This window comes from Pseudomonas sp. GM50, assembly GCF_000282375.1.
Taxonomy (GTDB): Bacteria; Pseudomonadota; Gammaproteobacteria; order Pseudomonadales; family Pseudomonadaceae; genus Aquipseudomonas.
The window spans coordinates 60,546-84,050 of sequence record NZ_AKJK01000061.1 but is presented as its reverse complement, the minus strand read 5'-3'; the positions used below and the strand labels follow the sequence as shown (position 1 = coordinate 84,050).

The window sequence follows — 23,505 nt, the reverse complement described above, 5'->3', positions numbered from 1 at the left end:
GGAGTGTTCACAACAATGGCAAAAATCGTCGACATCAAAGGTCGTGAAGTTCTCGACTCCCGTGGCAATCCCACTGTGGAAGCAGACGTGCTTCTCGATAACGGCATCATCGGCAGCGCTTGCGCGCCATCCGGTGCTTCCACTGGCTCGCGTGAAGCGCTCGAGCTGCGTGATGGCGACAAGAGCCGTTACCTGGGCAAAGGCGTTCTGAAAGCCGTCGCCAACATCAACGGTCCGATCCGCGACCTGTTGCTGGGTGCAGACCCAAGCGACCAGAAAGCGCTGGATCACGCGATGATCAAGCTGGACGGCACCGAAAACAAAGCGACCCTGGGCGCCAACGCGATCCTCGCCGTTTCCCTGGCCGCGGCCAAGGCAGCAGCACAGGACCAGGACCTGCCGCTGTACGCTCACATCGCTAATCTGAACGGTACCCCGGGTGTTTACTCGATGCCGGTTCCGATGATGAACATCATCAACGGTGGCGAGCACGCCGATAACAACGTCGACATCCAGGAATTCATGGTTCAGCCGGTAGGCGCCAAGTCTTTCTCGGAAGGTCTGCGCATGGGCACCGAGATTTTCCATCACCTTAAAGCTGTACTGAAGGCTCGTGGCCTGAGCACTGCCGTTGGTGATGAAGGTGGTTTCGCGCCGAACCTGGCCTCCAACGAAGACGCTTTGAAAGTGATCTCCGAAGCCGTGGCCAACGCCGGTTACAAGCTGGGCACCGACGTGACCCTGGCTCTGGACTGCGCAGCCAGCGAATTCTACGAAGACGGCAAGTACAACCTGTCCGGCGAAGGCCAGGTGTTCACCGCTGAAGGTTTCGCCGATTACCTGAAAGGTCTGACCGAGCGTTACCCGATCATCTCCATCGAAGACGGTCTGGACGAGTCCGACTGGGCTGGCTGGAAAATCCTCACCGACAAGATCGGCGAGAAGACTCAGCTGGTAGGCGACGACCTGTTCGTGACCAACACCAAGATCCTGAAAGAAGGCATCGATAAAAAGATCGCCAACTCGATCCTGATCAAGTTCAACCAGATCGGCACCCTGACCGAAACCCTGGAAGCCATCCAGATGGCCAAGGCCGCTGGTTACACCGCCGTAATCTCGCACCGCTCCGGCGAAACCGAAGATTCGACCATTGCCGACCTGGCGGTGGGCACTGCGGCTGGCCAGATCAAGACCGGCTCCCTGTGCCGTTCCGACCGCGTTTCCAAGTACAACCAACTGCTGCGTATCGAAGAGCAGTTGAATGGCAAAGCCAAGTACAACGGTCGTAGCGAATTTCGCGGCTGAGTGGTAAACGACAAAAAGACACCGGATTGTGTCGGAAAAATCGCAGCAGCGATGGATTTGCCACTAATCTGATGCCTTAAGAGCACAAGCCTGGTTCTTCCAGGCTTCGTGCTATCAGAAGCTTCAAAGTTTTGGCATGGCTGTCTTTTTTCACTGGATACCTGATATTCGATGCGCAGTCCCAACTGGTTGTTCCTCGTCTTGCTCTTGCTGCTGGCCGGCCTGCAGTACCGCCTGTGGGTGGGTAATGGCAGTCTGGCGCAAGTGGCCGAGCTGAAGCAGCAGATTGCGGATCAACACGCCGAGAACGAGGCGTTGCTGGAGCGCAATCGGGTGATGGACGCCGAAGTCAGCGAATTGAAAAAGGGCATGGAGACCGTTGAAGAACGGGCTCGTCATGAGTTGGGCATGGTCAAGGACGGTGAAACCCTTTACCAGTTGGCCCAATGATTAACTCGTTACCGGCCTTCTGGGCCGTGATTCCTGCCGCGGGCGTTGGTGCCCGTATGGCCGCGGACCGTCCCAAGCAATACTTGCAACTGGGCGGGCGCACTATTCTCGAACACAGCCTCGGCTGTTTCCTCGATCATCCTGCCCTGAAGGGGTTGGTGGTCAGTCTTGCTATCGACGATCCTTACTGGCCGAACCTGGCCTGTGCTGCCGATCCGCGTATTCAGCGGGTTGAAGGCGGCGCCGAGCGTTCCGGGTCAGTGCTCAATGCCTTGCTGCATTTGCATGCCCAAGGCGCTGACGATGAGGATTGGGTGTTGGTTCACGATGCCGCGCGGCCGAATCTGGCGCGTGATGATCTTGATAAGTTGCTCAGTGAACTGGCCGACGATCCGGTGGGCGGTCTGTTGGCGGTGCCTGCGCGCGATACCCTCAAGCGGGTCGACAAGCAGGGCCGTGTCGTCGAAACCGTGGATCGCAGTGTGATCTGGCAGGCTTATACGCCACAGATGTTTCGCCTTGGCGCGTTGCATCGGGCATTGGCGGACAGTCTGGTGGCCGATGTTGTCATCACCGATGAAGCCTCGGCCATGGAGTGGTCGGGCCAGGCGCCGCGCTTGATTGAAGGGCGATCCGATAACATCAAGGTCACTCGCCCCGAAGACCTTGAATGGTTGCGCCAGCGTTGGGCTAACCGCCGCTGAATGACTCGTTGACTGTTCTGTCGCCATCGCGAGCAGGCAACCCATGACTTAACTCCGATACTCCGGCCGTTCAGCCAACCCCTCCTTCAAATAATCCACCAACTTGCGCACCTTCGGCGACAGATTCCGTTGCTGTGGGTAAAGCGCCCACACGGCGGTATTCGGCGGTTGATGGGCTTCCAGCAGCGAAATCAATTCGCCGTTTTTCAGGTGTTCCAGCACGTAGTAATCCGGCAACTGACACAACCCCACTCCCTGTAACGCCGCATCCAGCACCGCTTGCCCACTGTTGCAGCGCCAGTTTCCCTGTACGCGCTGGGAAAATTCCCGTCCGTTCTGTTCCAGTTGCCAGATATCCGAACTGCCGATGAGGCAATTATGGCGACTCAGTTCCGACAAGCTGTGTGGGCGACCATACCGTTCCAGGTAGGACGGCGAGGCGCACAGGTACATGCGTCGTGGCGCCAGGCGCGTCGCGACCAATCTTGAATCCTGCAGGCGGCCGAGGCGGATGGCCAGGTCCAGCCCTTCATGCACCAGATCGAGCGGTCGGTTACTCAGCTCGATGTCGACGCGCAGTTGTGGATACAGCCCCATGAAGCGAGTCACCAGTGGCACGATGAATCGTTCGCCGTAAGCCACGGCGCAGGTCATGCGCAGCATGCCCTTGGGCTCGCTGGTCAGGTCGCCGACAGCGCGTAAGGCTTCTTCGCGACCGTCCTGCAAACGCTGGCAATGCTGCAAAAAGGTTTGCCCGGCCTCGGTCAGCGTGACCCGACGGGTGCTGCGATAGAGCAAACGGGTTTGCAGGCGCTCTTCCAGTCGTACGATTTGGCGACTGATGTGAGAGGAAGAAACCCCAAGACGTTCCGCCGCGGCGGTGAATTGGCTGCACTCAGCGACGGCGACGAACTCATCGATGCCTTCCCAGCGATTTTCGGACATCAGGATTATCCCTGTATGGCAATAATGTTTTGCTTTTGTCCTGATTATTCATCGTAAGGCGTTGTATTACACTTATTGTCTCGTTTTTATTCACTGGAGAGTCAGCATGATCAAGTCGCGCGCCGCCGTTGCCTTCGAGGCCAAGAAACCCCTCGAGATCGTTGAAGTCGATGTCGCCATGCCCAAGGCTGGTGAAGTCTTGCTGCGCGTCGTCGCCTCCGGTGTCTGCCATACCGATGCCTACACACTTTCTGGCGCGGACCCGGAAGGTATCTTCCCGTCGATCCTGGGTCACGAAGGTGGTGCTGTGGTCGAGGCGATCGGCGAGGGTGTGACCTCGGTCGCCGTCGGCGACCATGTGATCCCGCTGTACACCCCGGAATGCGGCAAGTGCAAATTCTGCCTGTCGGGCAAAACCAACCTCTGCCAGGCGATTCGTGCGACACAGGGTAAAGGCCTGATGCCGGATGGCACTTCGCGTTTTTCCTACAAAGGCGAAACGATTTTCCACTACATGGGCACCTCGACTTTCTCCGAGTACACCGTGCTGCCGGAAATCTCCGTCGCCAAAATTCCGAAAGAAGCACCACTGGAAAAAGTCTGCCTGCTGGGTTGTGGCGTCACCACCGGCATCGGCGCGGTGATCAACACCGCCAAGGTCAAGCCGGGTGACACCGTCGCCATCTTCGGCTTGGGCGGCATTGGTCTGTCGGCTGTGATTGGCGCGGTCAAAGCCAAGGCAGGGCGGATCATCGCCATCGACATCAACCCGGCCAAGTTCGAGATCGCCAAGCAATTGGGCGCGACCGATTGTGTAAACCCGAAAGACTTCGATCGTCCGATCCAGGAAGTGATCGTCGACATGACTGATGGTGGCGTCGACTTTTCCTTCGAGTGCATCGGCAACGTCCAGCTGATGCGTGCTGCACTTGAGTGCTGCCATAAGGGTTGGGGTGAATCGGTGATCATCGGCGTGGCCGGTGCCGGTCAGGAAATCTCCACCCGTCCATTCCAACTGGTGACCGGTCGCGTCTGGCGCGGCTCCGCGTTCGGTGGTGTGCGCGGGCGTACCGAGTTGCCGAGCTATGTTGAAATGGCCCAGACCGGCGAGATTCCGCTGGATACCTTCATCACCCATACGATGGGCCTGGAAGATATCAACAAGGCGTTTGACCTGATGCATGAAGGCAAAAGCATCCGTAGCGTCATCCATTTCTGAGGTCGGTCATGAGCCTGGAAAATATCTCCTGCCAGAAAAGCTTCGGTGGCTGGCACAAGCGCTACCGGCACCGCTCCGACGTGCTCGGTTGCGACATGGTGTTTGCCGTGTACCTGCCGCCGCAAGCGGAGCAGGGCGGCAAATTGCCGGTGTTGTACTGGCTGTCTGGCCTGACCTGCACCGACGAAAACTTCATGCAAAAGGCCGGCGCCATGCACATGGCTGCCGAGCTTGGGCTAATCATCGTCGCACCGGACACCAGCCCTCGCGGCCCTGATGTGCCGGGTGATCCAGATGGCGCCTGGGACTTCGGTCTCGGTGCCGGTTTTTATCTGAATGCCACTCAGGAACCCTGGTCCCGGCACTATCGGATGCATGACTATGTCGTTCAGGAATTGCCGGCATTGGTCGAAGCGCATTTCCCGACATCGGACAAGCGTGGCATCAGTGGTCACTCCATGGGCGGCCACGGCGCGTTGGTCTGCGCGTTGCGCAATCCGGGGCGTTACCTGTCGGTGTCGGCGTTCTCGCCGATCAACAATCCAATGGATTGTCCTTGGGGCCAGAAAGCCTTTTCCCGTTACTTGGGAGAAGACCGTTCGAAGTGGCGCGAATGGGATGCCTGTGCATTGATCGCCGAGGCTGACGAGAAGCTGCCGCTGCTGGTCGATCAGGGTGATCGCGATGATTTCCTGGCTACCCAGCTCAAGCCTGAAGCCTTGCAACAGGCCGCCAAACTGGCGGGTCATCCGCTGACGTTGCGTCTGCAACCAGGCTACGACCACAGTTATTTCTTCATCGCCAGCTTCATTGACGACCACTTGCAGCATCACGCACGCGCCCTAGGCGCCTAATGCAGGTAGAATCACGCCCTGACAAAAATCGGGGCGTTTTTTTATGCGTATTGGCCACGGCTATGATGTGCACCGTTTCGCTGAAGGCGATTTCATTACTCTGGGCGGCGTGCGTATTGCACATGGCTTCGGGCTGCTCGCTCACTCCGACGGTGACGTCCTGCTGCACGCCTTGAGCGATGCCTTGCTCGGCGCTGCCGCGCTGGGTGATATCGGCAAGCACTTCCCGGACACCGACCCGCAATTCAAGGGCGCCGACAGCCGTGTGCTGTTGCGTCACGTTGTCGCGCTGATCCACGCCAAGGGCTGGAAAGTCGGCAACGTCGATAACACCATCGTCGCCCAGGCCCCGAAAATGGCCCCGCATATCGAATCGATGCGCGCGCTGATTGCCGCGGATCTTCAAGTTGAGTTGGATCAAGTGAACGTGAAAGCTACCACCACCGAAAAGCTCGGCTTTGTCGGCCGCGAAGAAGGCATTGCCGTGCACTCCGTTGCCTTGTTGCTGCGCGCATGAACGAGGCGCAATTGCTTGGCCCCCGGGCCTATGGTGAGGCTCTCGGTACCGCTGTACTGAAAGCCACAGCGGAAGATTTTCAGGTCGATGAGGTGCTTGATATCCCCCTCAGTGGTGATGGCGAACACCTGTGGATCTGGGTGGAAAAGCGCGGTCTGAATACTGAAGAAGCGGCACGGCGCATCGCCAAGGCGGCGGGTGTGCCGTTGCGCACCGTCAGCTATGCCGGCCTCAAGGACCGTCAGGCGCTGACTCGCCAGTGGTTCAGCGTGCAACTGCCAGGCAAGGCCGATCCTGATCTGTCGGCGGCGGAAAACGACACGCTGAAAATCCTCAAGACCGGTCGGCATAAACGCAAACTGCAACGCGGTGCCCACTCGGCCAACGGCTTCACCTTGCGCTTGACCCAGTTCGCCGGTGACAAGGCGGCGATCGAAGAGCGTCTGCAACTGATCGCCAAGCAAGGTATTCCCAATTATTTCGGCGCCCAGCGTTTCGGCTTTGACGGCGCTAACGTGGTCGATGCTCGTGCCTGGGCGGCGCGCAAGGCCCTGCCGGAACAACGCAACGTACGTTCGCGGCTGCTCTCCACCGCACGCAGCTTTTTGTTCAATCAAGTGTTGGCGGCGCGCGTCGCCGATGGCACCTGGCAGCGCGCCCAGGTGGGCGATCTGCTGGCATTCACCGACAGCCGCAGTTTCTTCCCGGCCGGTGAGGCCGAATGCAGCGACCCTCGTCTGGCGATTCTCGACCTGCACCCGACCGGCCCGCAGTGGGGCGAAGGTGACTCGCCGACGTCAGGCGCTGTCCATGAACTGGAGCAGGCAATCGCCGCGCGCGAAGCGGATCTGCGCGATTGGTTGATTAACGCTGGAATGAGCCACGAACGTCGCATCCTGCGGCTGCCCATTGGTGGGTTGACGTGGCATTATCCCGAACCTGACATTCTGCAACTGGAATTCGTCCTGCCGGCCGGATGCTTCGCCACCGTATTGGTGCGTGAACTCGTCGATCTGGTGCCGGTGGGGCAGACGGACAGCCCATGCGTATTCTGATTTCTAACGACGATGGGGTAACCGCACCCGGTCTCGCCGCGCTTTATGCTGCGCTGGCGGATTACACCGAATGTGTGGTTATCGCCCCGGACCAGGACAAAAGCGGCGCCAGCAGCTCGCTGACGCTCGACCGTCCGTTGCACCCGCAAACTCTGGCCAATGGCTTTATCAGCCTCAACGGCACACCCACCGACTGCGTACACCTGGGCCTTAACGGCTTGCTGGAGCTCGAGCCGGACATGGTGGTTTCCGGCATCAACCTGGGGGCCAACCTGGGGGATGATGTGCTGTATTCCGGCACCGTGGCGGCGGCCCTCGAGGGACGTTTCCTTGGGCGTCCTTCGTTTGCCTTTTCGCTCGTCTCACGGCAAGTAGAGAACCTTCCCACAGCCGCTTATTTTGCGCGCAAACTGGTAGAGGCTCACGCGGACCTTGATCTGCCACCGCGCACGGTACTGAACGTGAACATTCCCAACTTGCCACTGGAGCACATCCGCGGTATCCAGCTGACCCGCCTCGGCCATCGCGCCCGCGCCGCGGCACCGATGAAAGTGGTCGACCCGCGTGGTAAATCCGGTTACTGGATCGCCGCGGCGGGGGACGCTGAAGATGGCGGCCCGGGTACCGATTTCCATGCGGTGATGCAAGGCTATGTTTCAATCACGCCACTGCAACTGGATCGCACCTTTAATGATGCCTTCAGAAGTCTCGATGGCTGGCTGGAGGGGCTGCGTTAATGTCTCGTGAACAAGACCATATTCTGCATCGCGGTATCGGGATGACCTCCCAACGGACCCGTGAGCGTCTGATTCAGCGCCTCTATGAAGAGGGAATATCCAACGCCAAGGTGCTGGAAGTCATCCGCCGCACCCCGCGTCATCTGTTCGTCGATGAGGCGCTGGCTCATCGCGCCTATGAAGATACGGCGTTGCCGATCGGGCATAACCAGACCATTTCCCAGCCTTATATGGTGGCTCGCATGAGCGAGCTGCTGCTGGAAGCCGGTCCGTTGGACAAGGTGATGGAAATCGGCACCGGTTCGGGTTACCAGACGGCAGTGCTGTCACAATTGGTCGAGCGGGTTTTTTCCGTGGAGCGCATCAAGGTTCTGCAAGACCGGGCCAAGGAGCGCCTGGTGGAGCTGAACCTGCGCAACGTGGTGTTTCGCTGGGGCGATGGCTGGGAAGGCTGGCCGGCACTGGCGCCATACAACGGCATCATCGTCACCGCAGTGGCCACCGACGTGCCTCAAGCACTGCTCGATCAGTTGGCACCGGGTGGGCGACTGGTGATTCCGGTCGGCTCCGGTGAAGTTCAACAATTGATGTTGATCATTCGTGAAGAACAGGGCTTTTCCAGGCGTGTTCTGGGGGCTGTGCGCTTTGTGCCATTGCTCAACGGGCCGTTGGCCTGAGCATTTGTTTAAGCACGCTGAATTCTCTTCGATTGCCCGGGTCTTACAGCGGCATCGATTGGTTAAACAGAATTCATCGTCAGGCAGCAAACGTGTGCGCGAAGCGAATCCGCTTCATTAAAGGTAAAGCCTGTTCGGCCCGTTATACTTGCGATATTTCGTGCCGGAGCACGGCAATCCATATTTTCAGCCACCACAAAGGGAGCGGCGGGTGAGTCTCACAGTCATTGCGCAGCGAATGGGTATAACGAGCTTTCAGCGTCTGGTGACTGGCCTTGTCTTGAGTACCTTGCTGGTTGGTTGTTCCAGCACCAAATCAGGTAGTGCGAGCGTCGTCGATCGCAACAAGGCGGTCGCCCAGCGTCCGGCCGTGACCACCGGACAGTACGTTGTCCGTCCTAAGGACACTTTGTTCTCCATCGCTTTTCGCTACGGTTGGGACTACAAAGCCCTCGCGGCACGGAACAACATTCCTACGCCTTACACGATCCATCCGGGTCAGACAATTCGCTTCGACGGTCACAGCGGTTCAACGCCGACGGCGGTAGTGAGTTCGTCCAGTTCTTCGCCTTCGTCGTCGAGTAAAACCACCGTAATTCGGCGCCAGGCAAATGGCGCGACGACCACTACAACAGTGCTTGCACCGTCCGTCGCCAACAAGCCGGCACCCGCGCCACTGCCTCCTGCCGGTCCGGCCCCGACGGGCTGGGGGTGGCCTTCTAATGGCATTCTGATTGGTAAATTCTCTTCAAACGGTAGTTTGAATAAAGGAATTGATATCGCCGGAGATTTGGGACAGCCTGTTTTAGCTGCGTCTGATGGGACGGTGGTATACGCCGGGAGTGGCTTAAGGGGCTACGGCGAATTAGTCATCATCAAACACAGCGATACCTACGTCAGTGCCTACGGACATAACCGCAGGCTGTTGGTTCGGGAGGGGCAGCAGGTCAAAGTCGGACAGACAATTGCCGAAATGGGGTCAACGGGTACAGACCGGGTGAAACTGCATTTTGAGATTCGCCGACAAGGTAAACCTGTAGATCCGCTGCAATTCCTGCCACGTCGTTGATTTGTTAGCCAGCCTGTTCCGTCACGTAGAGGGAACAGGCTCCAGCGTTGCCAAGGATCAAGGCGCCGCTTGAGCTTGAGGTCGAACTCACCAAAGGACTATAACAATGGCTCTCAGTAAAGAAGTGCCGGAGTTTGACATCGACGATGAGGTTCTCCTGATGGAGACCGGCATCGCCACGGATTCGATGTCGAATGATGAAGGGGATGCACCACCTTCCGTTCGTGCCAAATCCAAACACTCCGCTTCGCTTAAGCAACACAAGTACATCGACTACACACGGGCACTCGATGCCACGCAGCTGTACCTCAACGAAATCGGCTTTTCCCCATTGCTCTCCCCGGAAGAAGAAGTTCATTTTGCGCGCTTGTCGCAAAGTGGCGATCCGGCCGGACGCAAGCGCATGATTGAAAGCAACCTGCGGCTGGTGGTGAAAATCGCCCGGCGTTACGTCAATCGTGGGCTGTCGCTGCTGGACCTGATCGAAGAGGGCAACCTCGGCCTGATCCGGGCAGTAGAAAAGTTCGATCCCGAACGCGGATTCCGCTTTTCGACCTACGCCACCTGGTGGATTCGTCAGACCATTGAGCGCGCGATCATGAATCAGACCCGGACCATCCGGTTGCCGATCCATGTGGTCAAAGAGCTCAACGTGTACTTGCGAGCTGCAAGGGAGCTGACTCAAAAGCTCGATCACGAACCCTCACCCGAAGAAATCGCCAACCTGCTGGAGAAACCGGTAGGCGAGGTCAAGCGCATGCTCGGCCTGAACGAGCGGGTTTCTTCGGTCGACGTCTCGCTGGGTCCGGATTCGGATAAAACCCTGCTGGACACCCTTACCGACGACCGCCCGACCGATCCATGTGAACTGTTGCAGGACGACGACCTGTCACAGAGCATCGATCAGTGGCTCTCGGAGCTGACCGACAAGCAACGCGAGGTGGTCGTACGCCGCTTCGGCTTGCGAGGTCACGAGAGCAGCACACTTGAAGACGTAGGCCTGGAAATCGGCTTGACCCGGGAGCGGGTCAGGCAAATCCAGGTTGAAGGCCTCAAGCGTCTTCGGGAAATTCTCGAGAAAAACGGCCTGTCGAGCGAGTCGCTGTTCCAATAAGCAATTCGTTCAGCCGGTACAGAAAGCCCCAACTGGTTTGGGGCTTTTTGTTGCCGGGAATATGAGAGGTGCGTTGTTTTTTGCACCACCTCAGGTTTGTAGTCTCGTGCTGTAAGTCTTTGCTTACTCTTTCGTAAGTGTTCGTTATTTTTACACCCTGGCAGTTGTCTATTTAACCTGTGGTGTTTATTTATGTTATTGATTTATATGATTATTTTTTTAGATTAACGGCGTGTGACAGTCGATTTCAGCGACAGAGGCTGATTGCTCTTGGTGGGGAACTCTCTAGTATCTGAACTGTGTCGACGGATAGACACGCCCTTCAAGGATGAGGGGAATGGATATCGCAGGAAGCGATTCATCAGGACGATGAAAAGGAACACAAGGAATAGGGAAAAAATGTGGGCGGGTCATACCGCCCCTTTTTTTTGCCTGCAGAAAAGCAAAAGATCAAAAGATCGCAGTCTGCGGCAGCTCCTACACAAACCGCGTACACCCGTGATTTCACGAGCATGCACAATCTCTGTAGGAGCTGCCGAAGGCTGCGATCTTTTGATATTTTGATCTTTGGAAAAGCAAAAAGGCCCACGAGGGGCCTTTTCGAGAACGCGGGGGGAATCAGCGTTCGAGGTCTTTGATCTTGCCTTTGACGCCATCCCACTCTTCGGCATCGGGCAACGATTCTTTCTTCTCGGTGATGTTGGGCCAGATTTCCGCCAGCTCAACGTTCAGCTGAATGAATTCCTGCATATCTTCCGGAACTTCATCTTCGGAGAAGATGGCCACGGCAGGGCATTCTGGTTCGCACAGTGCGCAGTCGATGCACTCATCCGGGTGAATCACCAGGAAGTTCGGGCCTTCGTAAAAGCAGTCCACCGGACAGACTTCTACGCAGTCGGTGTACTTGCACTTGATGCAGTTGTCGGTGACGACGAAGGTCATTTCTAATTTTCTCCTCAGGCGGCGGCAGCGGAGCCCCTTCACGTTGGGGTCGCCAGGTTTGAGAGCGATAGTCTGCAGGTCAGGCTATTAGCCTGCAGCATCCCAAACCGCGCGAGATTCTAACAGCTTGCAGGCAAGTGCGTTAGATCCGTGTCTTTAGTGTATAGAGCATTTCGAGTGCACGACGCGGTGTTATGTCGTCCAGATCAAGTTTGGCCAGTTCATCCAGCACCGGGTGCGGCAGGCTGGCGAACATGTCGCTCTGCTGCGGCGTGACCGGTTTGCCTTTGGCCGGCTTCGGAACTTCATGAGGCAGCGCCGTGGATTCCAGTCGGCTCAGATGCTCACGAGCACGCACGATCACTTCGCTCGGCACACCGGCCAACTGCGCAACCGCCAGGCCATAGCTCTGGCTGGCAGGTCCAGGCAACACGTGGTGCAGGAACACGATGCGTTCGTTGTGTTCGGTGGCATTGAGGTGCACGTTGGCCACCAGTGGCTGGGCTTCTGGTAGTACTGTCAGTTCGAAATAGTGGGTAGCGAACAGTGTGTAGGCCCGTAGGTGCGCCAGACGCTCAGCCGCCGCCCAGGCCAGGGAGAGACCGTCGAATGTGCTGGTGCCGCGACCGACTTCGTCCATCAGCACCAGGCTGCGCTCGGTGGCGTTGTGCAGGATGTTTGCGGTTTCGCTCATTTCAACCATGAAGGTCGAACGACCACCCGCCAAGTCATCGCTGGAGCCGATTCGGGTGAAGATTCGGTCCACCAAGGACAATTCGCAACTGGCCGCCGGCACGAAACTGCCGATATGTGCCAGTAGCACGATCAACGCGGTCTGACGCATGTAGGTGGATTTACCACCCATGTTCGGACCGGTGATCACCAGCATGCGGGTATTGTCGTCAAGGCTCAGGTCGTTGGCCACGAACGGCGTGGTGAGTACTTGCTCGACCACCGGGTGACGACCCTGGGTGATGCGCATGCACGGCTCGCTGACGAAGCGCGGGCAGTTCAGGTCCAGATTCAGTGCGCGCTCGGCGAGGTTGCTCAGCACGTCCAGCTCGGCCAATGCGGCGGCCGTGTCTTGCAAGGGTGGCAGCTGGGCGATCAAGTCTTCGAGCAACGCTTCGTAGAGCATCTTCTCGCGGGCCAGGGCGCGACTCTTGGCCGACAGCGCCTTGTCTTCGAACGCCTTTAGCTCCGGCGTGATGAAGCGCTCGGCACCTTTGAGGGTCTGGCGACGGATATAGTCCGCCGGTGCCGACTCGGCCTGCTTGCTCGGCAGTTCGATGAAGTAGCCGTGAATCCGGTTGTAGCCGACCTTCAAGTGCGACAGGCCGGTGCGGGCCTTCTCACGCGCTTCGAGATCGATCAGGAATTGCCCGGCGTTTTCGCTGAGCGATTGCAGTTCGTCGAGTTCGCTGTCGTAACCGGTTTTCAACACGCCGCCGTCACGGATGACGGCGGGCGGGTTGTCGATGATGGCTTTTTCCAGCAGCGCCGCCAGTTCCGGATAGGTGCTGGTGGTCGCCGCCAGTTGAATGATGTGCGGGGCTTCAAGCTCGGCCATCGCTACCTGCAACTCTGGCAGTGCACCGAGGGCATCGCGCAGACGCGCCAAGTCACGAGGACGGGCATTGCGCAGGCCGATCCGCGCCAGAATCCGCTCGATGTCGCCGATTTCCTTGAGCTGCGGTTGCAGTTTTTCGAAGCGGTAACCGTCGAGCAGGCAAGTGATCGAGCTCTGACGCGCCAGCAATACGGTCAAATCCCGCAGCGGACGGTTCAGCCAGCGAGTCAGCAAGCGGCTGCCCATGGCGGTCTGGCAGCGGTCGACCACCGATTGCAAGGTGTTGTCGCGACCGCCGGCCAGGTTGGTGTCCAGTTCCAGGTTGCGACGGCTCGCGCCATCCAGCACCACGGTGTCGTCCAGGCGTTCATGACGCAGGCTGCGCAAATGCGGCAGGGCAGTGCGTTGGGTTTCCTTGGCGTAGCTGAGCAGGCAGCCAGCAGCGCCGATGGCCAGGGTCAGGTTCTCGCAGCCGAAACCTTTCAGGTCTTGGGTAGAAAACTGCTGACAAAGACTTTTCAGCGCCGAGTCGCGCTCGAAATCCCACGGCGCACGGCGACGAACCCCGCGACGTTTTTCCGCCGGCAGGTCTTTCGGCCAGTCGTCCGGGATCATCAGCTCTACCGGATTGACCCGCTCCAGTTCCGCCAGCAGGTTTTCCCAGCCCTTGATCTCCAGCACGGTGAAGTTGCCGCTGGTGATGTCCAGCACCGCCAGACCGAACAGACGCTCATCACCCAGCACCGCCGCGATCAGGTTATCCCTACGTTCATCCAGCAGCGCTTCATCGCTGACCGTGCCGGGGGTGATGATCCGCACTACCTGACGATCCACCGGGCCCTTGCTGGTGGCCGGGTCGCCGACTTGCTCACAAATCACCACCGACTCGCCGAGCTTCACCAGTTTCGCCAGGTAACCTTCCGCGGCGTGGTAAGGAATCCCACACATCGGAATCGCCTGCCCCGCCGATTGCCCACGAGCCGTCAGGGTGATGTCCAGTAACTTGGCGGCCTTCTTCGCGTCTTCATAGAAGATCTCGTAGAAGTCACCCATGCGATAGAACATCAACTGGTCAGGGTGCTGGTTCTTCAGGCGCCAGTACTGCTGCATCATCGGGGTGTGGGAAGACAGATCGGAAATGGCTTTATTCATCGGAAATTCAGGAAAACTCGTTGAAAGGTGTAGGGCAAAGGAGGGGCATCGGCCCGGCTTTTCCGCGATGGGCGCAAGGTTAACATGGGCAGTCCGACCTACGCAGGCATGAAAGCGCCAAGGCACATTTCTGCGGGCTATGCACGATCTATGCAAATCAGCATTTGTCTTCCGAAAAAAGATCAAGCACTATGCGCGTTATGCAAAAACGCAATGTTTCTACCGTCTTAAGAGCACTGCTCGACCAGCACGGGATCTCCCCCACGGAGCTTCACCGTCGCACCGGCGTGCCTCAATCCACTCTCTCTCGCATTCTCAGCGGGAAGATCGTCGATCCTTCGGATAAACATATTTCGAAGATTGCCGAATACTTCTCCGTGAGCACCGATCAGTTGCGTGGCCGTGCGGATGTCTCGTCCGCCGCCAACGCTGGGCGCGATGAGTCGCACTCGGAACTCAAGGATATAAGCCTGTGGGACGACGATACGCCAGTCGATGATGACGAGGTGTCGGTCCCCTTTCTTCGCGAGGTTGAATTGGCTGCTGGATCAGGAAGATTCGTCATTGAAGAGAGCGAGCGCTCTAGCCTGCGCTTCGGCAAGCGCAGCTTGCGCCACAACGGCGTGCAGTTCGATCAGGCCAAATGCGTGACCGTGCGCGGCAATAGCATGTTGCCGGTACTGCGCGATGGCGCCACGGTCGGGGTGAATGCCGGTAAATGCGGGATTGGCGACATCGTCGACGGCGACCTGTACGCCATCAACCACAATGGCCAGTTGCGGGTGAAACAGCTTTATCGCCTGCCGACAGGGATTCGCCTGCGCAGCTTCAATCGCGATGAGCATCCGGACGAGGACTACAGCTTCCAGGAGATCCAGGAAGAGCAGATTGTCATCCTCGGTCACGTCTTCTGGTGGGGCATGTACGCCCGTTAATCTCACCGCTGTCAGATAGAACCCGCTGCCCGGCGGGTTTTTTTTCGCCTATCGAAAAACCGCCAACGCCTTTGCTTGCGGGGCTTTCATGCGCCTGTGCATTTTCAATGCATAAATAAATGCATTTATGCATTGACTGTATATGCATCCATGCATATTCTTTGTCTCAAGCCGCCCAACAAGGCGGCTCGAAACGAAGCTCTTTAGTTCCACCACAAAGGCAGCGATGAACCGGCCTCAACGGTTCAGAGGGTTGGCAACTGACCCGGGTGTGCAGCGTAAAGCACCAGAAGCAGTTATCCGGCGGGTAGGGACCGCGGTCGGAAAAACAATTTGAATCGATCCGTACCGCGCCAGTAGCGCCGAAAGATCAGCTTCCTTTTTTGTACACAGGATTAAAGGAAGGCGAAGGACCGCATTACTGAAAAGCCCGGCCAACATCGGGCTTTTTGGAATGCCTACCTCAAGAGACATCGCTTGAATCCAACACACATCACTCATCAATCACCCCCAGGAGGCGTGACATGACAAACGAGCAACAAGCGTTGCTGGACATGCCGATCTGGCTGGTCATCGTTCTCGCCCTGGTGGGCGGGGTGTCCGGCGAAATGTGGCGTGCCGACAAGGAGGGCGCCCGCGGCTGGTCGCTGCTGCGGCGTCTGGCGCTGCGCTCCGGGGCCTGCATGATCTGCGGGGTCTCGGCAATCATGCTGCTGTACGCCGCCGGTGTGTCGATCTGGGCCGCCGGTGCCTTTGGCTGCCTGACGGCGATGGCCGGGGCGGACGTGGCCATCGGGCTTTATGAACGCTGGGCCGCCAAGCGGATTGGCGTTTGCGAAGTACCACCGCGCGATTCTCGCCCCGATCAACAGTGAACCGGCGTCGCTGATCTTCGCGTTGCTACAGGAACAGGAGGCCATTAATGCCCGCCGTCATCGAAAAACCGTCGCAGCTGTTTTCCGCCATTGCCGAGACGTTGCGCATCACCATTCCTGGCTTGAAGGCCGGGGGTCATCAAGACTTCGACGGCTCCGGCGATCAGCCCTGGGTGCTGATCGCCATCGAACGCGATGCGCCGGGCAATCGTGCCAACGACGGACGTATCGCTCATGTCCTGACGATTTCCTTGCAAGTCGTATTTCCCGGCACAGGCACAGGATTGGCGGCTTGCGACCTGGCCAGCGAATTGAAAAATCTGATCACCGACAATCGCTGGAATCTGTCGGGCGACCAATGTGATTTGCCCATGAACATTGATGGCATCCCATCCGCGTTCATCAGCGAAACACGGGAGTACACCGCCTGGACCGTTTCATTTACCCAAACCCTGTACCTCGGCCCAACGCTGCTCGAGGACCCGCTGGGTATTCCAAAGTTCGCCCGCACCTGGGAGGTGTCGAACATCGACGACCCGGATCAATACACCGCACTCGAGGCCTGACCCATGTTTGATGCGCTTTTACGTATGCAGCTGGGTCCGATCATCGAGCGTCTGGCCGAGATGGAAACCGAGCTTGAAGACCTGCATCGGCGTGCCGACAGTTTCTGTCGCATCGGCGTTTGTCAGGAGGTCGATGCGGCCAGCAACACCTGCAAGGTCAGTCATGGTGAGCTGCTCACCCCGGCGATCCGGTTTTTCAATCCGAGTGCCGGCGCACAGAGCGAGTCGCGGATCCCCTCCGTGGGCGAGCAGTGTCTGTTGCTCAACCATGGCGGCGGTGAGGGCGGCGGGCAGTCGGTGGCGTTGTTCGGTCTTAATGGCGGTCAGTTTCCGCCCGTCTCGACACAGGCATCGCTGACGCGTCGCCTCTATCAGGACGGCACGGAAAGCGGTTACGACGACGCCAGTCATGTTCTGCACTGGAAAAACGGCCCGGCGGCGTTTACCGGTTCTCGCGAAACGCTTGAATTGAGCATCGGCCCGGCGAGGCTGGCGATGACGCCTGAGGCCATCGAATTGCAACTGGGCGCCGTCGGCCTGCGGCTCGACGCTTCCGGTGTGCATCTGAGCGGCCCATTGGTGGATCACCAGGGCCGCGTCATCAGTACTGCATAAAGAGCTTCCCATGATCGGAATCGATAGAAACACCGGCGCGACGGTCGACGACTGGCTGCAGTTTGTGCAGCGCGCCACCCGGGCGCTGACCACGCCTTTGGGCACTCGTCAGAAGCGTCCTTTATATGGCTGCGCACTCACTGAATTGCTGGGGCAGAACCTCGGCGACGACCTGCTGATTCTTGCCCAAAGCCATGCGGCCCAAGCGTTTTACAACCAGTACAACGGCATCGACGATTTCGAGCCACAAGTCATTGTCGCCAGTCGCCGCGGTGCCGGGCTGCTACTGCGTTTCGCCGGCACCTGGAAAAATCGCCAACAGACTTTCGAGGTAATGGCATGAGCATGTTGATCCCCGGCCAGAACCAGTTGGCCGAACCGGCAATCGTCACGATCGAAGCGTTCGAGGATTTGCTCGCAGAGTTCAAAACCTTCGTCGTCGAGTACGTCGGCACCCGTTCCCCCGAGAGCGCGGCCAAGCTTGCAGTCAGCCTGGAAAATGAAAGCGAGTTGCTGACCCTGGCCCTTGAAGCCTTTTGTGTGCGTCTGCAAACCCATGAACGCAAATACAACGCCCGCATCAAGCAGATGCTGGCGTGGTGGGCTACCGGGACCAATCTCGATGCGCGCCTCGCAGACATGGGGCTTGAGCGCCAGTTGCTGGACCCGGGCGACCCGGCGGCGTTCCCACCGGTGGCCCCAATCTTTGAGAGTGATAACGACGCCCGGTTGCGTTATTACCTGGCGCCGCATGCCCCGGCAGCCGGCTCTCGCATGCAGTATCGGCGTGAGATTTTCACCCTTGGTGAACGGCCTGCCGTGAAGGTGGAAACCGCGGCGGCGGGTGTGGTGACGGTCACTTACACCTTCGACCCGGACGGTTACGCGGCGCAGGTCAAGGACGGCAACGGGCGCCGCACCGCTCCAGGCGAAGTCACGGTCACGGTGCTTTCCCGAGAGGGCGATGGCACACCATCCGAAGCGCTGCTAGATGGTGTTCGCCAGCATTTCGCCCGGCCTGATGTACGACCGGAAACGGATCGGGTCATCGTGCAGGGCGCGCACATCAAGAACTACAAAATCCGGGTCGTGGCCAAGATCAACGCCGGTCCCGATTCGGGGCTGACCAAGGTTGCCGCGCAACAGCAGTTGCAGGCGTATGCCGATTCTTGTCACCGACTGGAAGGGCGGGTGGACCCGAGCTGGATCGACTACACGTTGCACAGCGCTGGCGCGGTTCAGTTGCAAATCCTTGAGCCGCTGGCGCCGATAGTGACGACGGCCTTTGAGGCCCCGTATTGCACCGGCGTCGAGGTGGAGGTGGACACGTTATGAGTGAACAAACGTCTCGCCCGAGCCTGCTGCCAGTCAACAGCTCACCCTTGGAAAAGGCCCTCGATCTTGGTTTCGGCACGTTGCTCGATCGCATCGCGCCGCCGTTCCCCGAGCTGATGAACCCGACTGCAACGCCCTTGGCGTTCTTGCCGTATCTGGCGGCGGATCGCGGGGTCAGCGAGTGGAGCTCCGAGGCGGCCGAGGCGGAAAAACGCCTGACGGTAGAGCTCGCATGGCCCACTGCGCGGCAGGCCGGGACGCGAAAGGCGCTGGAGAGCGCGGCCAAAGGTTTGCAATTGATGCCTGAGGTGCGCGCCTGGTATGAGCAAACGCCGCCAGGCCAGCCTTACAGTTTTTCCGTCAGGGCCTTTACCGAACAGCCTTACAGCGAAGAGATCGACGCCCGCCTTGACCGTCGCCTGGCCGATGCCAAAAGCGAACGGGACATCTTGTCGGTCTCGGTAGGCTTGAGTGCATTCGGCACTCACGTCATCGGCGCCGCCACCGTGTGCGGTGAGCTGACCACGGTTTATCCGATTGTCATCGAAGGGCTTGAAGCCTCGGGTCAGGCCTTCATGGCCGCCGGGCTCTACACCGTCGAAACCTCCACTATTTATCCACAGGGGTCCTAAATGGCCGACTATTACACCCTGCTCACCAACGCGGGGATCGCCTACGAAACCGCCTGTAAGGCGGCGGGCGTACCGATCAAGTTGTCGCAGATTTCCGTCGGTGATGGCGGCGGCGCGGTTTACAACCCGGCCGCCACTGCCACGGCGCTCAAACGTGAAGTGTGGCGCGGGCCACTCAATGCGCTGTTCCAGGATGAGAAAAACCCGAGCTGGTTGCTGGCCGAAGTGACTATCCCGCCTGACGTCGGTGGCTGGTATGTGCGTGAGGCTGGGCTGTGGACTGATACCGGCATTCTGTATGCCATCGTCAAGTATCCGGAGTCGTTCAAACCGGTGTTGGCGACGTCAGGGTCGGGGAAAGAGTTTTATATTCGTTCTATTTTCGAGACCAGCAATGCGGCGTTGGTGACGTTGTTGATTGATGACACCGTGGTCAAGGCAACGCGGGCCTGGGTGATGGGCTATCTCTCCGATGAGTTGGCCAGGCTGGATGGCAAACAATCGGTGCGCGCGGCGGCTACGGCCAATGTCGTGTTAAGCGGGGCTCAGCAGATTGACGGCGTCGCAGTGGTCGCTGGTGATCGTGTGTTATTGCCCTATCAGACGCTAGCCAAAGACAGTGGCATCTGGGTTGTGTCCAATAACGGTTGGTCGCGGGCCTTCGATGCCAATAGCAGCACCAAAGTAACGCCCGGCCTGACGGTCATGGTCGAAGAAGGGGTAACGAACGGCGACTCTCTGTGGCACCTGACAACCAACGGTCCAATCACTCTGGGTACTACAGCGCTGATTTTTGAAATGCTCGCGGGCAGGACAGGCATTCTGCCTGGTAGCTATCGGGGGGTGACCGTTGATAAGTACGGTCGAGCCATTGCGGGTGACAATCCGACCACGGTGGCGGGGTATGGACTGACAGATGTTTACACCAAGGTGCAGGTCGAAGCATTGGCACTTGGCGTGGCGGGTGATCGTGTGGGGGAGGTAACGCACTTCGCCATGACAACGCCGCCCGCCGGCTTTTTGAAACGCAATGGGGCCGCGGTATCGCGAACAACCTATGCTGCGCTGTTCGCGAGGATCGGCACACTGTATGGGGCAGGGGATGGTTCCACTACATTCAATCTGCCGGACTCTCGTGCTCATTTCGATCGAGGGGTCGATGACGGGAGAAACCTCGACCCGGGTCGTGTTTTCGGCAGTGCTCAGACGAGTCAGAACGCCGCTCACGTACACACTGGTAGTGCGGCGGTAGCCGGGAACCATACACACTCGATGTGGATAAATCTGGATCGTGGGCCAGGTACAGACGGCAATGCTATATGGGGTGACGAGCCCTACTATGGGTCTACGGGGCCAACGACCAGCGCTGCAGGTGATCACACTCACTCGATCACCATTGCCAGTTCCGGTGGCCCTGAAGCCAGACCACTCAACACTGCTTTTCTCGCCTGTATCAAATATTAATCAGAACCACATTGGAGTTTTTGAGAATGTCAGACGAACGCACGGCCGTTAAAGGCGAGGTGTCCTGGTGGCTCGCTGATGAGGTCACATCACCGACCATTTGCAATGTGCACCCCGCCACCGGTGAGTTCATCGGCACTGGGCTAGCGGACCCCAGTCCTTTGGAACCTTTTACTTGGTTGATCCCCGCGCATGCTTATCAGTGTGAGCCGCCAACGCCGGAGCCAGGACACACCGCGGTCAAGGTTACAGGTGACGGTTGGAAACTGGTTGCGGACTATCGTGGGTTGACTGTCTACAGCACCGAAACGGGTGAGGCGCAAGTCTGGGACATGTTGGGCGATTTGCCCGAAAGCTATACACGCGAAGCCCCGGCAACCGAGTTCGATAAATGGCAGGACGATAAATGGACTTTTGATGAAGCCGCGAATGCAGAGGCTCTGAAAAAGAAAGCCGCCAGGAAGAAACTGCTGTTGACTCAGTTCAGCGCAAACATGATTGCCACATTGCAGAACGCGTTTGATCTGGAAATTGCCACTGAAGTCGAGATCGCGGATCTCAGGTCCTGGAAAATCTACGGCGTTGAACTGAATCGTGTCGATATCGTTGGTGAGCTACCCCAGGATAGTGAATGGCCGACCAGCCCGAACGATGCCTTGGCGGCTGCCTGGCTGGTAGCGCAGGGCTTTGACGACCCCCCCCTGGAAACCTTCAGTGTTCCCGAATAACGCCCCGCACCGCCGGGGCGTTTTCTTATCCGCCAAACACCACACAACACCCGACAGCCCCTTCCTCAAAAGGGGCTTTTTCGTATCTGGAGAAACCCAAATGGCACTACGCCAAACCTACACCGTGCTCCTCCCATTCCCCACCGGGGGTGGCCATTGGTCGAGCGTCGGCCAAGAACTCGACCTGCTCGATGTGGAGGCCAGTGCGTTGCGCAGCGCTGGTCGTCTGGAGCTGAAAAAAACCGAGGCCGCCGAATCGGCCTCTACATCCACCAAGGCCTTGAAGGCCGCTGCCAAGAAGGCTGAATAACCATGGCTGAGGTTTTGAACTTCGAGCACAATGGCATTACCGTCAATGCCACTGAATCTCCCGAGGCCATGGGTGGCCTGGGGGACAACGTCATCGGTCTGGTCGGCACAGCGCCGAAAGCGGATCTGCTGATTCCGCGCAATGCGCCGTTCCGCATCAACAGCTTCACCACCCAGGCACTGCTGGATCCGACCGGCACCGAGTCGGGCACGCTGTTCCACGCGGTGTTCCAGATCCTCAAAGTGGTCAAGGTGCCGGTCTACGTGGTCATCGTCGAAGAGGGCGCGACCCCGGCCGACACGCTGAACAATGTCATCGGCGGTGTTGAGCCTCTGACCGGTCGCAAACTGGGTCTGGCCGCGCTGGGCAGTGTCCCGGAAGACCTGACCATCATCGGCGCGCCGGGCTTCACCGGCACTAAGGCTGTGGCCAGCGAGTTTGCTTCGTTCGGCAAGCGCATCAAGGCACGGGTAGTACTCGACGGCAAGGACGCCGCGGTCGCCGATCAAGTGACTTACAGCCAGGAACTGGGCGGCGCGGACCTCGGTTTCGACCGCTGCCTGGTGGTGCACAACATGCCGGCCGTTTACTCCAAGGCCGCGAAGAAAAACGTCTTCCTGGCGCCTTCGAGCCTGGCCATCGCTGCGCTCGCCAAAGTCAAGCAATGGGAGAGCCCGGGCAACCAGGTGACCTACGCCGAAGACGTTTCGCGTGTCGTGGAATACAACATCCTCGACACCTCCACCGAAGGCGATCTGCTCAACCGCTACGGTATCAGCTACTACGCCCGGACCATCCTTGGCGGCTTCTCGCTGCTGGGTAACCGCTCCATCACCGGCAAGTTCATCAGCTACGTCGGCCTCGAAGATGCGATCAGTCGCAAGCTGGTGAAAGCCGGTCAGAAGGCCATGGCCAAGAACCTGACCAAATCGTTCATGGATCAGGAGGTCAAGCGCATCAACGATTGGCTGCAAACCCTGGTCGCCGACGAAACCATCCCTGGGGGCAGCGTGTACCTGCACCCGGAATTGAACAGCGTCGAGAAGTACAAAAACGGTACCTGGTACGTGGTCATCGACTACGGCCGCTACGCGCCGAACGAACACATGATTTATCAACTCAACGCCCGCGATGAAATCATCGAGCAGTTCCTGGAGGACGTTCTCTAATGTTTACCAACCGCGTAAGACAGGCCATCGCGGCCACCCTGCAAGGCCTGCCGTTGTCGGCGACTGTGGAAGAATTCACCCCGCCTAAGATCGAATTCGAGATGGAAAACATGGTCGGCGGTCGCTTCATCGGCGAGGAAATGGCCAAAAGCGGCAAGGCGCTGACCTCCAAGCTGATTCTGCAAGGCTCTGGTCCAGAAATCATGCTCGCCCTGGGTGTGAAACTGGGCGACGACATTCTGCTGAACGTGCGTGAAGCCGGACAGGATCAGGACGGCAACACCTGGTTCACCTACCACACCGTCGGCGGCAAGCTGAAATCCCTTGAGGAAGCCGTTCTCAAAATGAACGAGAAGCCCAAGACCACCCTCGAGCTGTCCTGCCGCACCTACAACCGTCTGGAAAATGGCATCCCGGTGATCGACATCGACGTACGCACTCAGAAGTTCGTGCTTAACGGCGTCGACATTCTCGGCGACGCCCGCCGGGCTGTGTTGCTGCCGTAACACCAAGGTCAGCAAGGCATACAACCTGTGGGAGCGAGCCTGCTCGCGATGAGGGAATCA

The 23,505-nt window shown here is 58.5% G+C and carries 25 protein-coding genes and 1 pseudogene; 23 read left to right on the top strand and 3 right to left on the bottom strand.

From position 1 onward, the window contains the following. The first annotated feature begins 15 nt into the window (after window positions 1–15). The 3 genes from eno to ispD all read left to right on the top strand — a co-directional run bounded on the left by eno (window position 16) and on the right by ispD (window position 2,459). Window positions 16–1,305 carry a phosphopyruvate hydratase gene (eno, locus tag PMI30_RS13910; RefSeq protein ID WP_007907175.1) on the top strand — a complete coding sequence of 430 codons (1,290 nt, stop codon included), beginning with the start codon at window positions 16–18 and terminating at the stop codon, window positions 1,303–1,305. 171 nt (window positions 1,306–1,476) lie between these two features. Beyond that, complete coding sequence (gene ftsB, locus PMI30_RS13915; protein WP_007907178.1) at window positions 1,477–1,755, top strand: cell division protein FtsB; 279 nt, start codon at window positions 1,477–1,479, stop codon at window positions 1,753–1,755. Next, the gene (gene ispD / locus PMI30_RS13920; protein ID WP_008010215.1) at window positions 1,752–2,459 is read left to right on the top strand and encodes a 2-C-methyl-D-erythritol 4-phosphate cytidylyltransferase; all 708 of its coding nucleotides are present in this window, start codon (window positions 1,752–1,754) and stop codon (window positions 2,457–2,459) included. Before ftsB ends, ispD begins: the two co-directional genes overlap by 4 nt. Window positions 2,460–2,507: 48 nt before the next feature. On the opposite strand, the gene PMI30_RS13925 is transcribed toward ispD, so the two are convergent. Then, window positions 2,508–3,404, bottom strand: coding sequence for a LysR substrate-binding domain-containing protein (locus PMI30_RS13925; protein ID WP_008010213.1), 897 nt, complete (start codon window positions 3,402–3,404; stop codon window positions 2,508–2,510). A 106-nt stretch (window positions 3,405–3,510) separates the two neighbouring features. Between PMI30_RS13925 and PMI30_RS13930 the strand changes: the two genes are divergently transcribed. The 8 genes from PMI30_RS13930 (at window position 3,511) to rpoS (ending at window position 10,646) form a co-directional block, all read left to right on the top strand. Beyond that, window positions 3,511–4,623 (top strand): S-(hydroxymethyl)glutathione dehydrogenase/class III alcohol dehydrogenase, encoded by a 1,113-nt coding sequence (locus PMI30_RS13930; protein ID WP_007907184.1) that lies wholly within the window; start codon window positions 3,511–3,513, stop codon window positions 4,621–4,623. Window positions 4,624–4,631: 8 nt separating this feature from the next. After that, window positions 4,632–5,477 carry an S-formylglutathione hydrolase gene (fghA, locus tag PMI30_RS13935; RefSeq protein WP_008010210.1) on the top strand — a complete coding sequence of 282 codons (846 nt, stop codon included), beginning with the start codon at window positions 4,632–4,634 and terminating at the stop codon, window positions 5,475–5,477. Window positions 5,478–5,520: 43 nt separating this feature from the next. Then, window positions 5,521–5,994, top strand: coding sequence for a 2-C-methyl-D-erythritol 2,4-cyclodiphosphate synthase (gene ispF / locus PMI30_RS13940; RefSeq protein ID WP_007907189.1), 474 nt, complete (start codon window positions 5,521–5,523; stop codon window positions 5,992–5,994). After that, on the top strand, window positions 5,991–7,049 hold the full coding sequence (gene truD / locus PMI30_RS13945) for a tRNA pseudouridine(13) synthase TruD (protein ID WP_008010208.1): 1,059 nt from the start codon (window positions 5,991–5,993) through the stop codon (window positions 7,047–7,049). Before ispF ends, truD begins: the two co-directional genes overlap by 4 nt. Then, window positions 7,037–7,786 (top strand): 5'/3'-nucleotidase SurE, encoded by a 750-nt coding sequence (gene surE / locus PMI30_RS13950; RefSeq protein WP_007907194.1) that lies wholly within the window; start codon window positions 7,037–7,039, stop codon window positions 7,784–7,786. The genes truD and surE overlap by 13 nt, the downstream gene beginning before the upstream one ends. 41 nt (window positions 7,787–7,827) lie before the next feature. Beyond that, a complete protein-coding gene (locus PMI30_RS13955) occupies window positions 7,828–8,463 on the top strand; it encodes a protein-L-isoaspartate(D-aspartate) O-methyltransferase (protein WP_177318845.1) in 636 nt (211 codons plus the stop codon). Window positions 8,464–8,674: 211 nt separating this feature from the next. Further along, entirely contained in the window at window positions 8,675–9,532 is an 858-nt protein-coding gene (locus tag PMI30_RS30655; protein WP_008010206.1) for a peptidoglycan DD-metalloendopeptidase family protein, read from the top strand. A 106-nt stretch (window positions 9,533–9,638) separates the two neighbouring features. Further along, entirely contained in the window at window positions 9,639–10,646 is a 1,008-nt protein-coding gene (rpoS, locus tag PMI30_RS13965) for an RNA polymerase sigma factor RpoS (protein ID WP_007907200.1), read from the top strand. A gap of 618 nt (window positions 10,647–11,264) precedes the next feature. Here rpoS and fdxA read toward each other — a convergent pair. Both fdxA and mutS read right to left on the bottom strand, forming a co-directional pair. After that, window positions 11,265–11,588, bottom strand: a complete 324-nt coding sequence (gene fdxA, locus PMI30_RS13970; RefSeq protein WP_003222178.1) for a ferredoxin FdxA — start codon at window positions 11,586–11,588, stop codon at window positions 11,265–11,267. A gap of 142 nt (window positions 11,589–11,730) precedes the next feature. Beyond that, window positions 11,731–14,298, bottom strand: a complete 2,568-nt coding sequence (mutS, locus tag PMI30_RS13975) for a DNA mismatch repair protein MutS (protein WP_177318844.1) — start codon at window positions 14,296–14,298, stop codon at window positions 11,731–11,733. 212 nt (window positions 14,299–14,510) lie between these two features. Here mutS and PMI30_RS13980 point away from each other — a divergent pair, with 212 nt between their 5' ends. The 12 genes and pseudogenes from PMI30_RS13980 (at window position 14,511) to PMI30_RS14035 (ending at window position 23,445) form a co-directional block, all read left to right on the top strand. After that, entirely contained in the window at window positions 14,511–15,245 is a 735-nt protein-coding gene (locus PMI30_RS13980) for an XRE family transcriptional regulator (protein WP_008010202.1), read from the top strand. 524 nt (window positions 15,246–15,769) lie between these two features. Then, entirely contained in the window at window positions 15,770–16,120 is a 351-nt protein-coding gene (locus PMI30_RS13985) for a phage holin family protein (protein ID WP_008010200.1), read from the top strand. 47 nt (window positions 16,121–16,167) lie between these two features. Continuing rightward, window positions 16,168–16,686, top strand: coding sequence for a hypothetical protein (locus tag PMI30_RS13990; RefSeq protein ID WP_008010198.1), 519 nt, complete (start codon window positions 16,168–16,170; stop codon window positions 16,684–16,686). Between the two features lie 3 nt (window positions 16,687–16,689). Further along, window positions 16,690–17,301 (top strand): phage baseplate assembly protein V, encoded by a 612-nt coding sequence (locus PMI30_RS13995; protein ID WP_008010196.1) that lies wholly within the window; start codon window positions 16,690–16,692, stop codon window positions 17,299–17,301. Window positions 17,302–17,311: 10 nt separating this feature from the next. Beyond that, the gene (locus PMI30_RS14000) at window positions 17,312–17,644 is read left to right on the top strand and encodes a hypothetical protein (RefSeq protein WP_008010194.1); all 333 of its coding nucleotides are present in this window, start codon (window positions 17,312–17,314) and stop codon (window positions 17,642–17,644) included. Then, the gene (locus PMI30_RS14005; protein ID WP_008010192.1) at window positions 17,641–18,636 is read left to right on the top strand and encodes a baseplate J/gp47 family protein; all 996 of its coding nucleotides are present in this window, start codon (window positions 17,641–17,643) and stop codon (window positions 18,634–18,636) included. The genes PMI30_RS14000 and PMI30_RS14005 overlap by 4 nt, the downstream gene beginning before the upstream one ends. Then, window positions 18,633–19,268, top strand: a complete 636-nt coding sequence (locus PMI30_RS14010) for a phage tail protein I (protein ID WP_008010190.1) — start codon at window positions 18,633–18,635, stop codon at window positions 19,266–19,268. The genes PMI30_RS14005 and PMI30_RS14010 overlap by 4 nt, the downstream gene beginning before the upstream one ends. Next, window positions 19,269–20,480: pseudogene (locus tag PMI30_RS14015) on the top strand (phage tail-collar fiber domain-containing protein); the annotation flags it as partial. It abuts the gene before it with no gap. A 278-nt stretch (window positions 20,481–20,758) separates the two neighbouring features. Further along, window positions 20,759–21,460 (top strand): tail fiber assembly protein, encoded by a 702-nt coding sequence (locus tag PMI30_RS14020; protein ID WP_008010186.1) that lies wholly within the window; start codon window positions 20,759–20,761, stop codon window positions 21,458–21,460. Window positions 21,461–21,560: 100 nt separating this feature from the next. After that, a complete protein-coding gene (locus PMI30_RS14025; RefSeq protein ID WP_008010185.1) occupies window positions 21,561–21,770 on the top strand; it encodes a hypothetical protein in 210 nt (69 codons plus the stop codon). Between the two features lie 2 nt (window positions 21,771–21,772). Beyond that, window positions 21,773–22,939, top strand: a complete 1,167-nt coding sequence (locus PMI30_RS14030) for a hypothetical protein (RefSeq protein ID WP_008010183.1) — start codon at window positions 21,773–21,775, stop codon at window positions 22,937–22,939. Beyond that, the gene (locus PMI30_RS14035) at window positions 22,939–23,445 is read left to right on the top strand and encodes a phage major tail tube protein (RefSeq protein WP_008010182.1); all 507 of its coding nucleotides are present in this window, start codon (window positions 22,939–22,941) and stop codon (window positions 23,443–23,445) included. Before PMI30_RS14030 ends, PMI30_RS14035 begins: the two co-directional genes overlap by 1 nt. Window positions 23,446–23,505 lie beyond the last annotated feature (60 nt).